We start from the raw sequence: 16,762 nt of genomic DNA on the forward strand, positions 1-16,762 counted from the left end.
GCTTGGTTTCCGGATTTGTATTTGATCATTATATTGATAACGTAAATTTGGTAAAAAAATTATTAATAAATATGTTAAATTTTTAACAATATCATGTATAATAGAGAAGGCATAATTACATAGAGCGTAAATTGTAAAGAACTTTTATCACAGTTGAGGCTTTATGGATGGTAAAATTCTTAAAGTGACACAAAAAAATCAAAATTAATACTTTTGCAAAGGGGAATCGAACATGGCAGAAACAAATACATTGGAAAAGATTGAACAGGAATCTCAACTTTTGTCTGCTGGACAAGGAAAGAGTGACATTCTTGATCAACTTTTAAAACCTGAGGTTCAAGAATCTTTAACAGTATTGGTGGAACAGCTTCCAAAGCTAACTGAACTTGTTAATGTTTTAACAAAGTCTTATGACGTTGCCCAGTCACTTGCTACTGATGAAGTCTTAAAAAATGATACAGTAGGAGCCATTAAGGAAATTGCTGAACCTGTAACAGCAACGGTAAAAAGTGTAGCTGCTACAGCGATTGAAGCAAAAGACCGTGCTGATGAAAGCAGTGAAGTGATTGGTCTTTTTGGGCTTTTGAAAATGCTCAAAGATCCACAAGCACAAAAATTATTCCGTTTCATTCATGCATTCCTTGAAATTTCATCTGAACAAAAAAATCGTAAATAATCTTTCGAAATAGTTAAGGACGGTGGAAATACATGTCAAAACATATTGTTATCTTAGGAGCAGGGTATGGCGGACTTTTATCTGCATTAACTGTTCGTAAGTACTTAAATAGCCAAGAAGCATTTGTAACAGTGGTTAATCAATATCCTACACATCAAATCATTACCGAGCTGCACCGTCTTGCAGGCGGTACAACAAGTGAAGGTTCTGTCGCTCTTCCTTTAGATAAGCTGCTAAAAGGCAAGGATATCGACCTGAAGATTGCAAAGGTTGAACGTTTTTCTGTAGATGACAAAAAGGTTTTCCTTTCAGACGGTTCAACTTTAACATATGATGCTCTTGTTGTCGCATTAGGTAGTAAAACTGCTTATTTCGGAATTCCTGGACTTGAAGAAAACAGCATGGTGTTAAAATCTGTGGATGATGCGAATCAAATTCGAAACCATATCGAAGACCGTATTCGTGAATACGCGAAAACGAAAAATGAAGCAGATGCTACGATTTTAATCGGCGGCGGCGGCTTAACAGGTATTGAATTAGTTGGTGAGCTTGCAGATAACCTTCCGAAGATTGCAAAAGGCTATGGCATAAATCCGAAGGATATCAAATTAAAACTTGTTGAAGCAGGTCCGAAGGTTCTTCCTGTATTACCGGATCATTTAATTGAACGTGCAGTTGAAAGCCTAGAAGCACGCGGCGTAGAATTTTTAACAGGACTTCCTGTTACGAACGTTCAAGGTAACGTCATTGATCTAAAGGATGGTAGTAAAATCACTGCCAATACTTTCGTATGGACCGGCGGTGTCCAGGCACTTCCAATTGTTGCTGAATCAGGACTTGAAGTAGACCGCGGTAAAGCAACTGTTAATGAATTTTTGCAGGCAACTTCCCATAAAGATGTATTTGTTGTAGGTGACTCAGCAGTGGCATTCCCTCCAGAAGGTGGACGTCCATACGCGCCAACTGCACAAAATGCTTGGCAGATGGGTGAGCTTGTTGGATACAACTTATATGCATACTTAATGGATAAATCATTTGAAGTATTTGCTCCAATTAACTCAGGTACACTTGCCAGCCTTGGACGTAAGGATGCTGTTGCAGAAATAGGAGGAAACTCAACTCCGCTTAAGGGCCTTCCTGCATCTTTAATGAAAGAAGCAAGTAATGTTCGTTATTTGTCACATATTAAAGGTCTTTTCACCTTAGCTTATTAATAGCGAAAAAAACCGCCTTAACGTTTTATCTTCGTTAAGACGGTTTTTTTGTTTTCTTTTTCACCTGAATCGGGAATATTTTGACGTTTTTTAGGTAAGGCTTAAGTCTTATAGTAAATTAAAGCTTGGGGTACCTTTATATATTTGAATTCCCTGTTAAAATATAATTGAAAGCAGTAATAGTTTTGAATGGTTTTCTTGTAACTGTAAGAATAACTCATTCAATTCTGCTCAATATATAGGGACCCGAGGTGAGTACGGACCATGGAAAGAAAAGTTTATTTAGTTTTTACCGATACTGGCACACTTTTTACCAGAATGATAAAGTGTTATACGAAAAAGCCATACAACCATGCTTCTCTTTCCTTTGATCCTCGCTTTTCAGAACTGTATAGTTTTGGCAGAAGAAGACCAAAAAACCCCTTCTCAGGAGGGTTTGTCAAGGAAAGTATTCACACCGGTTTATTAAAGCAAGCGAAATGTGCTATTTATTGCTGTACGATTACCGAAAGTCAATTTCAAAAAATGAATCACTTTATCCATCAAATCGATTCACAAAAGGAACTTTACCGATACAATTTACTCGGTTTGTTTGCCATTGCGCTAAATAAAGAAATTAATCGCGAGTATGCTTTCTTTTGCTCACAATTTGTTTTTACCGTATTAAAGGAGGCGCATGTGATCGAGTTATCAAAGCACCCTTCACATGTAACGCCGCATGACCTTCAGCAAATCCCTCTTTTTCAATTAGTCTATCAAGGTGATTTCGCAGATTATAAAAATGCTTCAGATATAGTTTGCAGTAAAGAACGTAGAATTAACCGAACGGATTTAATCAGGCTCTTAAGGAAAAAACTTAGAATGCCAACACTTCCTTTGTAATGGAATAGGCCTTGCAGCTGTATTTATTGAGGTTCCCAAATAGGACTTGGGAACTTTTTTATTGACGTCTGCTTTATTGTCGTATATTATAAAATTCTTTTGAACTGGTAACTGGTAATTTTCTTTTATTTATAGTTGTAATAGTTTGAATGATGAAAATTCTTATGAAAGAGGTGTTATTCATGTCAGCGGATCAACGTAAGAAGCTAATTGTTTTAATGATTAATATGTTTATTGCGATTGGAAGCTTTGGGATTGTCATTCCCATATTACCCGCTTATTTAGAGTCCATTAACCAAGGAGGGACTGCTGCGGGATTAATGATTGCAATCTTTGCCGGTGCCCAGCTTGTATGCTCCCCGATTTCGGGAAAATGGTCGGATCAATATGGTCGTAGAAAAATGATTATATTTGGACTTATCGGTCTAACGCTTTCAAGTTTTATTTTCTATGGTTTCGACTCTATCTGGTGGCTGTATGCCTCTCGTGTCATTGGAGGCATTGGCTGTGCTTTCCTTGTTCCGGCTATTTTTGCCTATGTAGCAGATATTACAACGATAGACCAAAGGGCAAAAGGCAACAGCTTTGTATCTGCGGCGATGTCGCTTGGGATTGTCATTGGACCTGGAATTGGCGGCTTCCTTGCCGATTTTGGTATAAAAATGCCGCTTTTAATCTCGGCTCTAGTATCACTTGTCGCCGTTATCTTTTCTATTATTGTCCTAAAAGAAAGTCAAATCGTTCAACCTGGAGCCGTCGACATTCCAACAGAGGAATCGATGGTTAAGAAGATGGTACGTTCAGTGAAAATGCCTTACTTTATTCCGCTCATTATAACTCTTTCTATGAGCTTCGGCTTAATGGCATATGAATCGGTGCTGGGTCTTTTCGTTGATCATCAGTACGGTGCATCACCGCAGGATATTGCTATTATGGTTACATCTACCGGTATCATCTCTGTGATCGTTCAGCTCTTTGTTGTTGACCGCATTGTCAGCCGTTACGGGGAAGGGGCTGTGCTGAATATTTTCTTGGGAGTAGCGACAATTGGTTTTCTTCTTTCCTTAGTTGCTTCAAGCTATATACTGTTCTTTGGGATTACACTGTTAATCTTTCTGGCTACTTCCATCCTGCGTCCTGTGTTAAATACGTTGATCTCAAAGCTCGCTGGTAATGAACAAGGCTTTGCGATGGGGATGAATAATGCCTATATGAGCATTGGGAATGTGTTAGGACCAACGCTTGCGGGGATTTTGTATGATGTTGAAATCAGCTATCCATTCATTCTTGGGCTTATTTTATTAGTATTGACGCTTGCAACTACGATTGTCTGGCAAAAACGTTCCTTTAATCAAAAGTCGGTTATCGGGACAAAATGATTGCTTCTAAATAGAAGAGGAACCTTTAAGCGCCAGCTTAAGGGTTCCTCTTTTTTATGTTGTAAAAATTCCCATTGAATAAGAACGCATATTCGCTTACAATAATGAATAGAATAATATAGAACAGATGTTCTAAAAAAGTAATTGGCGGAGGATGCGGTTATGGTGGATTACAGTAAAATGCCGCAGCAGCAAATCTTATGCATTGATATGAAAAGCTTTTATGCCAGCTGTTCTGCTGTTATGGAGGGTCTTGATCCGCTTGACTGCTATTTAGTGGTAGTGGGTGATAAAGAACGGGAAGGTAGTATCGTTCTTGCGGCCTCGCCGCGAATGAAAAAGGAGTATGGGATTAAAACAGGGACACGAAAGTTCGATATTCCTGATGATCCGCGGATCACGGTAGTAGAGCCGAGGATGGCCACCTATGTTAGAATTTCGATGGAAATTATCCGTGTCTTTAACCGCTATGTACCAAAAGAAGCGATTCATGCTTATAGTGTGGATGAAAGCTTCTTAAAGGTGGACGGAGCTGCTAAGCTGTGGGGAGACGCAGTGACCATTGCAGAAAAAATCAGAGAGGATATTAGACGGGAATTCCAGCTTCCCTGTGCTGTGGGCATCGGCCCGAACATGCTGATGGCAAAGCTTTGTCTTGATTTGGAGGCAAAGAAACATGGGGTAGCCGAGTGGAAGTATGAAGATATTCCAGCCAAGCTTTGGCCGCTTTCCCCGCTTCGCGATATGTGGGGGATTGGGCGTCGATTAGAGAAGACATTGAATGGAATGGGGATTTTTACCGTTGGTCAGCTTGCCCATTATGATTTACAAAAACTTGAGAAGAAGTTTGGCATTATGGGAAACCAGCTTTACCATCATGCATGGGGAATTGATTTGTCTGAAATGGGTGCTCCAATTATGGAGGGACAGGTTAGTTTTGGTAAAGGCCAAGTGTTAATGCGTGATTATAAAGAGGAGGAAGAAATTAAGCATGTGATTTTGGAAATCTGTGAAGAGGTGGCGAAGCGAGCGCGGACACATCGTAAAGCAGGAAGAACGATTAGCTTTGGGGTCAGCTACAGTCAGGATGAATTCGGCGGCGGTTTTTATCGTTCAAGGACGATTGAACATCCGACAAATGTAACGATGGAGATATACCGTGTCTGCCTTGAACTTTTTCATGAGCATTATGAAGGGAAAACAGTAAGGAAAATTACGCTGGCTCTTAGTAAATTGTCCGATGATGTCAGCTTTCAATTTGATTTATTTGATTTAAATGGCTGGAAAAAGCATGAGCTTGGCTATACAGTTGATAAAATCCGCAATCGGTTCGGCTCGGATGCCCTCTTGCGTGCCGTGTCATATACAGCTGCCGGTACTGCCAGACAGCGGGCAAAGCTCGTTGGCGGGCACAAAAAGTAAAGAATCACTTCGGTGAAATGAAAAGGAGGGATAGGTATGATACGTGATCGCGGTCGTATAAAATGGGTTTCGATGATGCTGCCTGAGCATGTCAAGGTTTTAAGGGAATGGGCAGAAGAGGACTCGTATGAAACGAAAAAAGAGCTAGATGAGCAGCAACTAGAAATAATGAATGAAATTATTGCAGAGGCAATGGAATATGGCCGGAAGGTGACAATTATTCACTTTCGCAATCGGAAATATGAATTGTTAGTCGGTCATATTCATAGTTGGGATCGTTTGAACGGCCGGCTTCATGTCGTAGACCGTTTTGGAGCGGAGCATCGAATTGAACTGCAAAATATCATGGATGTGCAGCGCGCGGGCTAATGATGCTGGAAATAACTGCAATGATTTGAATGGTAGAACGAAGAGCACCTTAAATATAAGGAGGTGTTAGCATGCCAAGAGGAAAAGAACTAGAGCAGCTTCCAATGGCCAACACCAGTGCTCCGTCGATCGGTGATGACAAGAGTAAATTTAATCGCACCAATTTAAGTGGAATGACAAGAGAAGCAAGACCGGCACCAAGCATGGCGGGTCGGGAAGCAAGAGAAACCAGGTAAAGACGCCTGATTGTTAAAAATGGAAGAATGCGTATGAAAGAAGTATATCAATACGGTCGGCTTTCCGGAAGTATGCTACAATCATCATATGCTACTTCAAGAGGGGAGCCGTGAAAGAAATGGAAATAACGATAACAGAGCAAGCAGCAGAGAAAATATCACAGTACCGGGAAGGAAAACAAGGCTTGTTAAAGCTGAAATATGATGCCGAAGAATGCGGCTGTGTCATGTGCGGCGTGACAAACTTATGGCTCGTAAATCAATTGGAAGATGATGACTATGCAATTGAAACGAAACATGGCAGGATCTATGTCGAGAAATCAAAAGAAGTGTTTCTTGATGATGTCCTGACGATTGACTTTCATGAAGCAGCGAACTGCTTTCAATTGAAAAGTCCAAATCAATATCTGAACCCAAGAATGAGTTTAATCGACAAGACAGAATCGCATAAAGAGGGATAGACCCTCTTTATTTGTTTTTTTTGCGGAATACAAACTCGAGTAGGAATCCATCAACAGCAGCTTCATAGGCTTCCTTGTTCTCGTTTAAGGATTGGGCATGTGCGCCGTTTTCAGCGAGAAACAGCTTTTTAGGTCCTTTCTTTTTCTCATATAGCGCTTCCGTCATGGAAGGAAGGATATAGGAATCTTTTTTGCTGTGAATAAACAGAATCGGTTTCTTAATCTGATGAATGACAGAAATAGGGGAAATATCACGAAGTGAATATCTATCCCGCATTCGTAAGAAAACGTCAGCTATCGGAAGAAGCGGCTTCGGTGTCAGCTTCATTTCCGTTTTCAGTAAGTAAGAAAGCTGTTCTTTAAAATCAGAAAAGGAACAATCAGAAATATAAAAATCAGCTCCATCCTCCACCATTCCCGCGTATAAAAGCATGGTGGCAGCCCCCATGGATTCCCCGTGGATTCCTAGCAGTAAATCAGGCCCCTTCTCTTTTTTTAGCCAATTAACAACCGCTTTTAAGTCGAATTTTTCATAATAGCCATAACTAGTTGTCTTTCCGCCAGATTCACCATGTCGGCGATGATCATAAATGACGGCATTAAAACCTCTTTCAAGGAAAAGATTCATATACTTAACCGAATTGATTTTATTCTCTGTAACACCGTGGGAAATAATAATATAGTGGTTAGCAGGGTGCGGCTCGACAAGAATCATTTTTAATTCGTATCCGAAAGGGGAGGGGATGGTTTCTTCTCTTTTGCGTAAATACTGGAAATCATCAGGATTAAAACGTCCTGCTTCTCTTTCGCGGGTCAAAATAGAATAATCGTCTTTTTTCTTGATATACATAATTCGGTTAGTAAAATAGACACCAAAAGATGTAAGGAATAGAATGAACGAAAAAAGAATCCGAAACAGTTTTCTTATTCTTTTCATTTTCATGCCTCCGAGCTTTATTTTCATGTTTTGGAAAAACTGGATGCATGTTCATTGTAACACCTGGAAAAAGGTAAAACAAAAAAACCGCTTTGAGAGCGGCTTTACTTTACTGTTTAGCATTTTGTCTTTTAGTCGGATGAATAGCAGTTTCCAAATCTTCTGCAGCAATGGTCTGCTTCACTGTATCCGCATTAGGCTTCCCTTTTTGGCTGTACCCCTTATCACGTTTCTGACTCAATTAAATCCATCTCCTAACATAAATAGAATACACCTATTAACATGGTTAAGTGTGGCCTAAATTATTCAGCAGTAAATAGAGACAGTAGAAGGCGCGCTCAAATTTTAACTGTAGCAGGAAAAAAGTTTTTTTGTTTTGCAAACTATCACGCGGATCAACTTCAATAATCGTAACTTTTTTTGGTAAGCGAAGTGTCATTTTTTTTCCTCCACATCATAATCTCAATTTAGAAGGCAAAATTTTTAAAACAAAATAGATTAAGCCAATTTATGAAAGTATGAAATGCATGATGCATAAAGAAGGCTGCCGGCAATACGATGGTGTGTGGAGGTTGAGGAATGAAGAGAATTTGTTCATCATTTAAGGAAGCGGTTGCAGAGATTAGTAATGGAGCAACATTGATGGTAGGTGGTTTTGGTCTTTGTGGTATCCCGGAAAATCTAATTTTGACATTGGTTGAAAAGAACGTAAAGGATTTAACGATCATATCCAATAACTGCGGGGTGGATGACTGGGGTTTAGGGCTGCTTCTTAAAAATCGGCAAATCAAAAAAATGATTGGATCCTATGTTGGCGAAAATAAAGAGTTTGAGAGACAGGTGCTTGCTGGAGAACTGGATGTAGAGCTATTACCGCAGGGTACGCTGGCTGAAAAAATCAGGGCTGGGGGAGCGGGAATTCCAGCCTTCTACACCCCGGCCGGTGTCGGGACTCAAATTGCCCAGGGGAAGGAAGTTCGAACCTATTACGGGAAGGAATATTTGCTGGAAGAGGCATTAATGGCAGATTTTAGTATTATACGGGCGTGGAAGGGGGATAAGCTGGGAAACCTTGTCTACCATAAAACAGCCCGAAATTTTAATCCGATGATGGCAGCGGCAGGCCGGATTACGATTGCTGAAGTGGAAACACTTGTCGATGCGGGCGAGCTTGAGGCAGACCAAATTCATACACCTGGCATCTATGTGCAGGCGATTGTCGAAGGAAGGCAACAAAAGCGGATTGAGCGATTACGGATAAAGTAAGAGACGTGACAAAAAGCATAACAACATAAGGAGTGGTAGAATGCAGTATCTAGAATAAAGAAAGAGAGGAGAAAAGTATGACAAGTGGAAAGGAAAGTGTACGGGAAAGGATTGCGCGTCGGGCCGAAAAAGAAATTGAAACCGGTTTCTATGTTAACCTAGGGATTGGAATGCCGACACTAGTAGCAAATTTTATAAATGAAAAGAAATTAGTGGTTTTGCAATCTGAAAATGGTCTCTTAGGTATCGGACCGTACCCAGATGAAGAGGAGGTTGACGCCGATTTAATTAATGCCGGGAAAGAAACGGTGACCGCGATAAAAGGAGCAGCTTATTTCGATAGTGCAGAATCCTTTTCGATGATCCGGGGTGGTCATATCGATATTGCGATTCTCGGGGGGATGGAAGTTTCTGAAGCGGGTGACCTGGCAAACTGGATGATTCCGGGAAAAATGATTAAAGGAATGGGAGGGGCAATGGATCTTGTCCACGGTGCGAAAAAAGTAATTGTTATTATGGAGCATACAAACAAAAGGGGCGAAGCGAAAATATTAAAAAAATGCAGTCTTCCATTAACGGGAAAACAGGTGGTCAATCGGATTATCACGGACCGGGCCGTTCTCGATGTCACACCGCTTGGTTTGAAGCTGGTTGAAGTAGCAAAAGGCTATATGGTTGAGGATATTATTCAATCAACTGAAGCAGCGTTACTGATTGATGACTCGGTCATTATAAACGCTTATTAGCGTTTATGATGCTATTTTGCCGTTTCTTCCAGGCAGAGTCATGGTATAATATGGTCATCATCAAAAAAAGGGGATTTTGCCATGAAAAAACGACAAGAGAAAAAAGCACAAGCACAAGAAAAACCGGTTACCCTTGGTGATCTCCTGAACGCTGACCTGGTGAAAGAACTAAAAGACAGGAAAAAAGTGCTAGAAAATCAAGAGGAGCAAAAACGGTTAGCAATGGAGGAACAAAAACGGGAAGAGCGAAGATTGAAAGAAAAAAATAAATCGTTTGAAGAACTGTTAAATGAAAGTGAATTTAATTGGAAAGATTATAAATAGCAGGTTAAGAAGAAAAGAGCAGGCCTTACGATAAAAGGCCTGCTCTTTTCTTTTTTTAATGCATCCGTTTAACGATGTACTGCGTATCGATTTTGTTTTGTATGCTGCCTGATGAAATCTATTTCAGCAGCTGTCAGTTCTTTGCTGGTAACAGCACGAATATTTTCTTGTAACTGCCGGGCAGAGCTGGCCCCGACAATAACAGAAGCAACGGAAGGTTGGGCTAAGTTATATTGAAGAGCTATTTCATTGAATGGACGGTCAAATTGCTCCTTTAATAAGGAAAGTACCTCTTGTAGTTCAGTTAATGAATAATCCAAGTAGCCATGTTCTTTTACCGACGGTGATGCTTGTGCAAGCATTTTATCGCTTAAGAGTCCCTTTGCAAGTGAGCCGCGGCAAACAACGCTTATTTGATGTTTGTGCAATAGGGAAAGAGCTTCCTCCTCAGGTCTTCTGTCTAAAAGACTGTACTGCATCATGACTGAAGAAATATTCGCTTTTGCAGTATATTCACGAATCACATTTGGACGAATGGAAGAGATCCCGTAATAACGGATGAGCCCTTCCTGCTTTAATTCTTCAAAAGCCTCAATGGTTTCGTCAATTGGATCTTCAATTGTCCCGCCATGGAGCTGATACAAATCGATATACTCAGTATTCAGCCTTGTTAGACTTTCTTTGACAGCTTCTTTTATGTACTCTTTTGATGGGTCCCAGCGCCAGCCATCCTTTACATCATTCCAGCGGTTTCCTACTTTTGTAGCAATAATCACTTGATCACGAACGGATTTGAGTGTAGTGCCGATGATTTTTTCATTTTCACCAAAATCATATAAATCAGCGGTGTCAAAGTAATTTATTCCTTCCTCAAAAGCTGTTCGTAAGATTGTCTCCGCCTTCTTTGCCTCAGTACCTAATGACATGCAGCCTAATCCGAGTGTTGTAACGAATAAATCAGATTTACCTAATTGTCTTTTCTGCAACATAAACACCTCCAACCTAGTTATATCATATTTTTTTCATCCAAATAGAGTATGATAAAATATAGGTGGTGCTAAATTTGAAATAGAACAGGGGTTTTTAAACATGAGTCTCCTAGAAGAAAAGACGTTGTCAACAGAAAAAATATTTTCCGGTAAGGTCATCGATCTACAGGTGGATGAAGTAAAACTGCCAAATGGGAAAACGGCCAAACGGGAATTAATTAAACATCCTGGGGCTGTCGCGATTATTGCTGTAACAGCGGAAAATAAGATTGTCATGGTTGAGCAATTCCGCAAAGCACTTGAAAAAACGATTATTGAAATTCCTGCCGGAAAGCTGGAAAAAGGGGAGAAGCCTGCAGACTGTGCGAGGCGGGAATTAGAGGAAGAAACCGGATATGATTGTGAAAGCATGGTACTATTAAATTCTTTCTACACTTCTCCGGGATTTGCCGATGAAATTGTCCATGTATATTTAGCAAAGGGCTTAAAGAAGAAAGAAAATGCTGCAGGCCTTGATGAAGATGAATTTGTGAATTTAATGGAATTAAGCCTAGACGAAGCACAGCAGGCAATAAAGGAGAAACGAATTTGTGATGCAAAAACGGTTTTTGCCGTACAATACATACAACTGCAAGAGGTGTTGAAAAGCTAGATGAATCACTATTATACTGATCTGCATATTCATATAGGCCGGACCAAAAGCGGCAGAGCAGTGAAAATTACTGGAGCGAAGAGCTTAACTTTTTCCAATATTATTGCGCATGCAAGGGATAAAAAGGGTCTAAATATGATTGGGATTATCGACTGCCATTCACCGGAAGTGATTTTGGAAATGGAAGAGCATATGGAAACAGGGGAATTAATCGAGTTATCTGGCGGGGGACTAAGCTACGGCGGTTTAACGATTATTCCGGGGTCTGAACTGGAAATCTATGATGAAAACTGCCGCGGACCGATTCATGTCCTATGTTTTTTTGCCGATATGACAGCATTGAAACAATTTTCTGACTGGCTTAAGAATCATCTTAAAAATATTCATCTCAGCTCACAGCGGATTTATGTAAGCGGAAAAGAATTGCAGCATAAGGTAAAGGAGCTGGGCGGATTGTTTATCCCGGCCCATGTGTTCACACCATTTAAAAGTCTGTATGGCAAAGGCGTCCAAGAATCATTGACAGAAGTGTTTGATCCCGAATTGATAGATGCCATAGAGCTTGGATTAAGTTCTGATACATATATGGCAGATGGCATTAAAGAGCTTCATTCCTATACATTTTTATCGAATTCGGATGCACATTCCCTTGGGAAAATTGCCCGTGAATATCAAACAATTGCCATGAATGAGCCGACTTTTCAAGAATTAAAGAAGGCATTGTCCAATCAGGAGGACCGGGCAATAGTGGCCAACTATGGATTAGATCCATTGCTGGGTAAGTACCACCAAACAGCCTGTGAAAAATGTCAGCACCATTTTGATCCAAATGTAGGGAAATGTGAAAACTGCGGTCATCATAAGTATGTCAAAGGAGTAGCTGACCGAATTGCTGAGCTTTCATCAGAAATTAAAAATAGATGTAAACGCCCGCCCTATATCCATCAAATACCACTTGAGTTCATCCCGGGACTTGGACCAAAAATGAGGGAAAAACTATTAGATCATTTTGGAACAGAAATGGCGATTTTACATGAAGTATCCTATGAACATTTACAGCAGGTTGTCCCGGCTGTAATGGCTGAACGAATTGTTGCCGCCCGGGAAGGGTCATTGCAGCTTGCAGCAGGCGGTGCTGGAAAATATGGCAAGGTGATATAGAGTCCAAGGAAGCAAGCATCTTTCGGCTTTGTAGCAGAAAGATGCCCGCTCTAGTAAATTTCACTAGTTTTCGTCATAGATTAAACCCTCCTCTCATACAATGTAGTAATTGATTGGCAGGAGGAAGAGCAAATAATGAAGAAAAAAATGTACCAGAACGTTGTCGTTACACACTTACGCGAGCATTCCTCAATCTATCTCTTTGTAATTGTTTTATTTTTAATGGGAGTCATTTTTGGTGCTATTGTCGTCAACAGTTTAAGCTTTAGTCAAAAGGAAGACCTGTATTATTATTTGTCGCAATTTTTTGGACAAGTTTCAAATGGGAAAATAGCAACATCAAATGATTTATTCCTGCAGAGCTTTATGCATAACAGTAAGTATATCGGTTTGATTGGACTCTTAGGTATTTCGATCATCGGGCTGCCTATTATTTTGATCCTATTATTTATAAAAGGGATGGTCGTTGGGTTTACAGTTGGTTTTCTCGTCAATCAGATGGGCTGGAACGGCTTTCTTCTTTCATTTGTTTCAGTGCTTCCACAGAATTTTCTCATTATCCCTGTGTTTATTGTCACTGCAACGGCGGCGGTGACCATCTCATTGAAAATGATTAAACGGCAGTTTATGAAGAAAATAAGTGAACCAATCATACCAATGTTAGGAAAATACGTGCTGTTTTTTTTAGCGGCGGGCTTACTACTTGCTGTTGCGGCAGGGATCGAGGCTTATTTATCCCCTTCATTAATGAAGTCTGTCATCGATTCAGTGCAATAAAGTATAATAGTTTATATTTAATATTATATTGTAACTAATTTTGGATATAGATTATAATCATTTTAGTTTGATTCAGAGTCCTCATCTGCTATAATGAGAAAGAACGTGGCGAGGAGGGACCTTCCATATGGAAACTAGAATAGAGAGAATTAAGAAGCAGTTGCACTCATCAAGCTATAAATTGACACCACAACGTGAAGCGACCGTTTGTGTTTTATTGGAACACGAAGAAGACCATTTAAGTGCTGAAGATGTTTACCTCCTAGTAAAAGAAAAGTCGCCTGAGATTGGTTTAGCAACTGTTTATCGTACGCTAGAACTGCTTACAGAATTAAAAATAGTAGATAAAATTAACTTTGGCGATGGTGTTTCTCGTTACGATCTTCGTACAGAGGGAGCAGCGCATTTTCATCATCACCTCGTTTGTATCGAATGTGGCTCGGTAGATGAAATCCAGCAGGATTTATTGGATGATGTAGAGGAATTGGTCGAACGTGATTGGAAATTTAAGATTAAAGATCACCGCCTTACGTTCCACGGAATTTGCTATCGTTGTCAGGAAAAAAAACAACAAAAATAAAAGTGAAACCTTTTCTATTCTAGTTAATAGAAGAGGTTTTTGTTTTTGCCGCATCGTTAAATCATTTCATGAAAAGATGTATAAAACCTGTCCAACATGGCATATGTATGAATATGAATATTTTCGTCATAAGAAATATATATTTTTATAAGCTATTGTTGGAGGAAGAACATGAAATCTTGGTTTAAAATGCTGTTTAGAACATTGAAGGTATTTGTCTTATTTACAGGATGCACAATCCTTTTTTATTATGCTATTATGTGGTTAAATGAGGAATATGCAGATTACCATCGCTATGATGAGCCAAAGGGATCTGCCATAAAAGTAACCACAGTAGAAGGAAATAATCATTCAAACTGGTTTGATCGGTTAATTTTGTTTTATTTAAATGGGGAGTAATGTATAAATGGAAGATCAATTAAAGGATTTTACCCATTTTTTAATTGTTGAAAAAGGTCTCGCGCAAAATACGATTGTTTCATATGAACGTGATTTAAAGAGTTACATGCAATATATTCACAAAGTAGAGCAACTGGCCAGTTTTAATGATGTCCAGCGAGTCCATATTGTCCACTTTTTAGGACATTTGAAGGAACAGGGAAAATCATCAAGGACATTAGCACGACATGTTGCCTCTATTAGAGCCTTTCATCAATTTCTACTTCGTGAAAAAGTAAGCGACCATGATCCTTCTGTTCATATTGAAACTCCTCAATTGGAGCGGTCGCTTCCAAAGGTATTGAGCCTGCAAGAGGTTGAGATCCTGCTCGATTCTCCAGATGTCAGTAATCATTATGGCATAAGAGATAAGGCGATGTTGGAATTATTGTATGCAACAGGAATTCGTGTCAGCGAGTTAATTGGATTACAAATGGAAGATGTCCATTTAACAATGGGATTTGTTCGATGCATTGGGAAAGGGAATAAGGAACGAATTATTCCGGTTGGAAAAACTGCCATTGAAGCTTTAGATCGCTACATAGAGAAGGGAAGACCCCATTTTATTTCAAAAAAACAGCGTGATAATGCTTTATTTTTGAATCATCATGGCAAGCAATTAACGCGACAGGGCTTTTGGAAAATCTTAAAAAAGATTGTACACGAAGCAGGCATAGAGAAAGAATTGACACCGCATACGTTAAGACATTCATTTGCCACCCATTTATTGGAAAATGGGGCTGATATTCGTGCTGTTCAAGAAATGCTTGGTCATGCCGATATATCAACAACGCAAATTTACACTCATGTAACTAAAACGAGGTTAAAGGATGTTTACAGTCAATTCCACCCACGTGCTTAATAGACTAAGAGATTTTTGTAAATTTCGGAAAGCTGCCAGTCGAAATGGCGGCTTTTTCTTTTATGGATGAATAGCTTTTTAAAGGTTATGGAAAGGTTATTGCCGGCAAAAAAGGGAATCCTAGAAGTGCCATGCCTATGAAAAATAGGTTCAGATTCAGATAAGGAATAGTTAAGCATAAGGAGGTAATAGAATGACTATGGCTTCATTTAAATATAAGCGCGTTTTTTTAATTGTGATGGACTCGGTGGGAATTGGCGAGGCACCGGATGCAGAGCAGTTTGGTGATAAGGGATCACATACATTAGGTCATATTGCTGAGAAAATGAATGGCTTGAAAATGCCAAACATGGAAAAGCTTGGCCTCGGGTCTATTGAAGAAATAAAAGGGATCAAAAAGGTAGAGGCACCTTTAGCCTTTTATACGAAAATGCAGGAAGCATCGAGCGGAAAAGATACAATGACAGGGCACTGGGAAATTATGGGTCTTCGTATTGAAACGCCATTTCGTGTATTTCCAAACGGTTTTCCTCCAGAATTAATTACAGAGCTGGAGGAAAAGACAGGAAGGAAAATCATAGGAAACAAGCCTGCAAGTGGAACGGAAATACTCGTAGAGCTGGGCGAAGAGCATATGAAGACTGGTGCACTAATCGTATATACATCAGCAGACTCTGTTCTGCAAATTGCTGCTCATGAAGAAATTGTTCCGCTTGAAGAGTTATATAGAATCTGCAAGATAGCAAGAGAGCTGACTCTTGATGAAAAGTATATGGTCGGCCGGGTCATTGCTAGACCGTTTGTAGGACAGCCGGGAGATTTTAAGAGAACAGCGAACCGTCACGATTATGCATTAAAGCCGTTTGGGCGAACCGTTATGAATGAGTTAAAGGATGCAGGTCTTGATGTAATTGCGATCGGAAAAATAAATGATATATACGATGGCGAGGGAGTAACGAAGCATTTCCGTACTGTTTCCAATATGGATGGTATGGATAAACTACTACAGTCCTTCGCAATGGATTTTACCGGTTTGAGTTTTGTTAACCTTGTCGATTTTGATGCCCTCTTTGGTCATCGTCGGGATCCAATTGGTTATGGAAAAGCGCTCGAAGAATTTGATCTTCGCCTCTCAGAAGTTTTATCAAAGATGCGTGAGGATGATTTGCTTATTATAACAGCTGATCATGGCAATGACCCAATCCATGCGGGAACAGATCATACCCGTGAATATGTTCCGCTTCTTGTTTACAATAAGGGAATGAATTTGGGAAAAGAACTGTCATTACGAGAAACCTTTGCAGATATTGGGGCAACCATTGCAGAAAATTTCTCTGTAAACATGCCACAATTCGGAAAGAGTTTTTACAAAGAGATAATATAAATCACTG

Annotated in this window: 22 protein-coding genes; 18 read left to right on the forward strand and 4 right to left on the reverse strand. The window is 39.8% G+C overall.

Annotation, left to right across the window (positions count from 1 at the left end; all coding sequences use genetic code 11):
* Positions 1-232 precede the first annotated feature (232 nt).
* From R4Z09_RS07525 to R4Z09_RS07560, 8 genes are all read left to right on the forward strand, one after another.
* Positions 233-676 (forward strand): DUF1641 domain-containing protein, encoded by a 444-nt coding sequence (locus tag R4Z09_RS07525; protein WP_338451716.1) that lies wholly within the window; start codon positions 233-235, stop codon positions 674-676.
* A 32-nt stretch (positions 677-708) separates the two neighbouring features.
* Positions 709-1,890: an NAD(P)/FAD-dependent oxidoreductase gene (locus tag R4Z09_RS07530; RefSeq protein WP_338451717.1), complete on the forward strand. Its 1,182-nt coding sequence runs from the start codon at positions 709-711 to the stop codon at positions 1,888-1,890.
* Positions 1,891-2,154: 264 nt separating this feature from the next.
* Positions 2,155-2,772: a hypothetical protein gene (locus tag R4Z09_RS07535; protein WP_338451718.1), complete on the forward strand. Its 618-nt coding sequence runs from the start codon at positions 2,155-2,157 to the stop codon at positions 2,770-2,772.
* A 182-nt stretch (positions 2,773-2,954) separates the two neighbouring features.
* Positions 2,955-4,151 carry an MFS transporter gene (locus tag R4Z09_RS07540; protein WP_338451719.1) on the forward strand — a complete coding sequence of 399 codons (1,197 nt, stop codon included), beginning with the start codon at positions 2,955-2,957 and terminating at the stop codon, positions 4,149-4,151.
* A 162-nt stretch (positions 4,152-4,313) separates the two neighbouring features.
* Complete coding sequence (locus R4Z09_RS07545; protein ID WP_338451720.1) at positions 4,314-5,573, forward strand: DNA polymerase thumb domain-containing protein; 1,260 nt, start codon at positions 4,314-4,316, stop codon at positions 5,571-5,573.
* A 36-nt stretch (positions 5,574-5,609) separates the two neighbouring features.
* A complete protein-coding gene (locus R4Z09_RS07550; protein ID WP_338451721.1) occupies positions 5,610-5,942 on the forward strand; it encodes a YolD-like family protein in 333 nt (110 codons plus the stop codon).
* 71 nt (positions 5,943-6,013) lie between these two features.
* Complete coding sequence (locus R4Z09_RS07555; RefSeq protein WP_338451722.1) at positions 6,014-6,178, forward strand: hypothetical protein; 165 nt, start codon at positions 6,014-6,016, stop codon at positions 6,176-6,178.
* A 119-nt stretch (positions 6,179-6,297) separates the two neighbouring features.
* Positions 6,298-6,639, forward strand: coding sequence for an iron-sulfur cluster biosynthesis family protein (locus R4Z09_RS07560; protein ID WP_338453223.1), 342 nt, complete (start codon positions 6,298-6,300; stop codon positions 6,637-6,639).
* 7 nt (positions 6,640-6,646) lie between these two features.
* On the opposite strand, the gene R4Z09_RS07565 is transcribed toward R4Z09_RS07560, so the two are convergent.
* From R4Z09_RS07565 to R4Z09_RS07575, 3 genes are all read right to left on the reverse strand, one after another.
* Entirely contained in the window at positions 6,647-7,567 is a 921-nt protein-coding gene (locus tag R4Z09_RS07565) for an alpha/beta hydrolase (protein WP_338453224.1), read from the reverse strand.
* Positions 7,568-7,685: 118 nt separating this feature from the next.
* The gene (locus R4Z09_RS07570) at positions 7,686-7,817 is read right to left on the reverse strand and encodes a hypothetical protein (protein ID WP_338451723.1); all 132 of its coding nucleotides are present in this window, start codon (positions 7,815-7,817) and stop codon (positions 7,686-7,688) included.
* 45 nt (positions 7,818-7,862) lie between these two features.
* Positions 7,863-8,015: a hypothetical protein gene (locus R4Z09_RS07575; RefSeq protein WP_338451724.1), complete on the reverse strand. Its 153-nt coding sequence runs from the start codon at positions 8,013-8,015 to the stop codon at positions 7,863-7,865.
* A gap of 140 nt (positions 8,016-8,155) precedes the next feature.
* On the opposite strand from R4Z09_RS07575, the gene R4Z09_RS07580 reads away from it, so the two are divergent.
* From R4Z09_RS07580 to R4Z09_RS07590, 3 genes are all read left to right on the forward strand, one after another.
* Positions 8,156-8,842: a CoA transferase subunit A gene (locus R4Z09_RS07580; protein ID WP_338451725.1), complete on the forward strand. Its 687-nt coding sequence runs from the start codon at positions 8,156-8,158 to the stop codon at positions 8,840-8,842.
* Between the two features lie 77 nt (positions 8,843-8,919).
* Positions 8,920-9,588, forward strand: coding sequence for a 3-oxoacid CoA-transferase subunit B (locus R4Z09_RS07585; RefSeq protein WP_338451726.1), 669 nt, complete (start codon positions 8,920-8,922; stop codon positions 9,586-9,588).
* 81 nt (positions 9,589-9,669) lie between these two features.
* Positions 9,670-9,912, forward strand: a complete 243-nt coding sequence (locus R4Z09_RS07590; protein ID WP_338451727.1) for a YqkE family protein — start codon at positions 9,670-9,672, stop codon at positions 9,910-9,912.
* 68 nt (positions 9,913-9,980) lie between these two features.
* Here the strand turns inward: R4Z09_RS07590 and R4Z09_RS07595 are convergent, their stop codons facing one another.
* Positions 9,981-10,898: an aldo/keto reductase gene (locus tag R4Z09_RS07595; protein WP_338453225.1), complete on the reverse strand. Its 918-nt coding sequence runs from the start codon at positions 10,896-10,898 to the stop codon at positions 9,981-9,983.
* A 103-nt stretch (positions 10,899-11,001) separates the two neighbouring features.
* Here R4Z09_RS07595 and R4Z09_RS07600 point away from each other — a divergent pair, with 103 nt between their 5' ends.
* The 7 genes from R4Z09_RS07600 to deoB all read left to right on the forward strand — a co-directional run bounded on the left by R4Z09_RS07600 (position 11,002) and on the right by deoB (position 16,755).
* Positions 11,002-11,553, forward strand: coding sequence for an NUDIX hydrolase (locus R4Z09_RS07600; RefSeq protein ID WP_338451728.1), 552 nt, complete (start codon positions 11,002-11,004; stop codon positions 11,551-11,553).
* Positions 11,554-12,714: an endonuclease Q family protein gene (locus R4Z09_RS07605; RefSeq protein WP_338451729.1), complete on the forward strand. Its 1,161-nt coding sequence runs from the start codon at positions 11,554-11,556 to the stop codon at positions 12,712-12,714. It abuts the gene before it with no gap.
* A 135-nt stretch (positions 12,715-12,849) separates the two neighbouring features.
* Positions 12,850-13,491, forward strand: coding sequence for a stage II sporulation protein M (spoIIM, locus tag R4Z09_RS07610; RefSeq protein WP_338451730.1), 642 nt, complete (start codon positions 12,850-12,852; stop codon positions 13,489-13,491).
* A 127-nt stretch (positions 13,492-13,618) separates the two neighbouring features.
* Complete coding sequence (locus R4Z09_RS07615) at positions 13,619-14,071, forward strand: Fur family transcriptional regulator (protein ID WP_338451731.1); 453 nt, start codon at positions 13,619-13,621, stop codon at positions 14,069-14,071.
* 171 nt (positions 14,072-14,242) lie between these two features.
* Complete coding sequence (locus R4Z09_RS07620; protein ID WP_338451732.1) at positions 14,243-14,470, forward strand: YqzK family protein; 228 nt, start codon at positions 14,243-14,245, stop codon at positions 14,468-14,470.
* A gap of 7 nt (positions 14,471-14,477) precedes the next feature.
* Complete coding sequence (xerD, locus tag R4Z09_RS07625; RefSeq protein ID WP_338451733.1) at positions 14,478-15,371, forward strand: site-specific tyrosine recombinase XerD; 894 nt, start codon at positions 14,478-14,480, stop codon at positions 15,369-15,371.
* Positions 15,372-15,570: 199 nt separating this feature from the next.
* Entirely contained in the window at positions 15,571-16,755 is a 1,185-nt protein-coding gene (gene deoB / locus R4Z09_RS07630) for a phosphopentomutase (protein ID WP_338453226.1), read from the forward strand.
* The last annotated feature ends 7 nt before the right edge of the window (positions 16,756-16,762 follow it).

It is taken from the genome of Niallia oryzisoli, from assembly GCF_036670025.1.
Classification (GTDB): Bacteria; Bacillota; Bacilli; order Bacillales; family Cytobacillaceae; genus Bacillus_BD; species Bacillus_BD oryzisoli.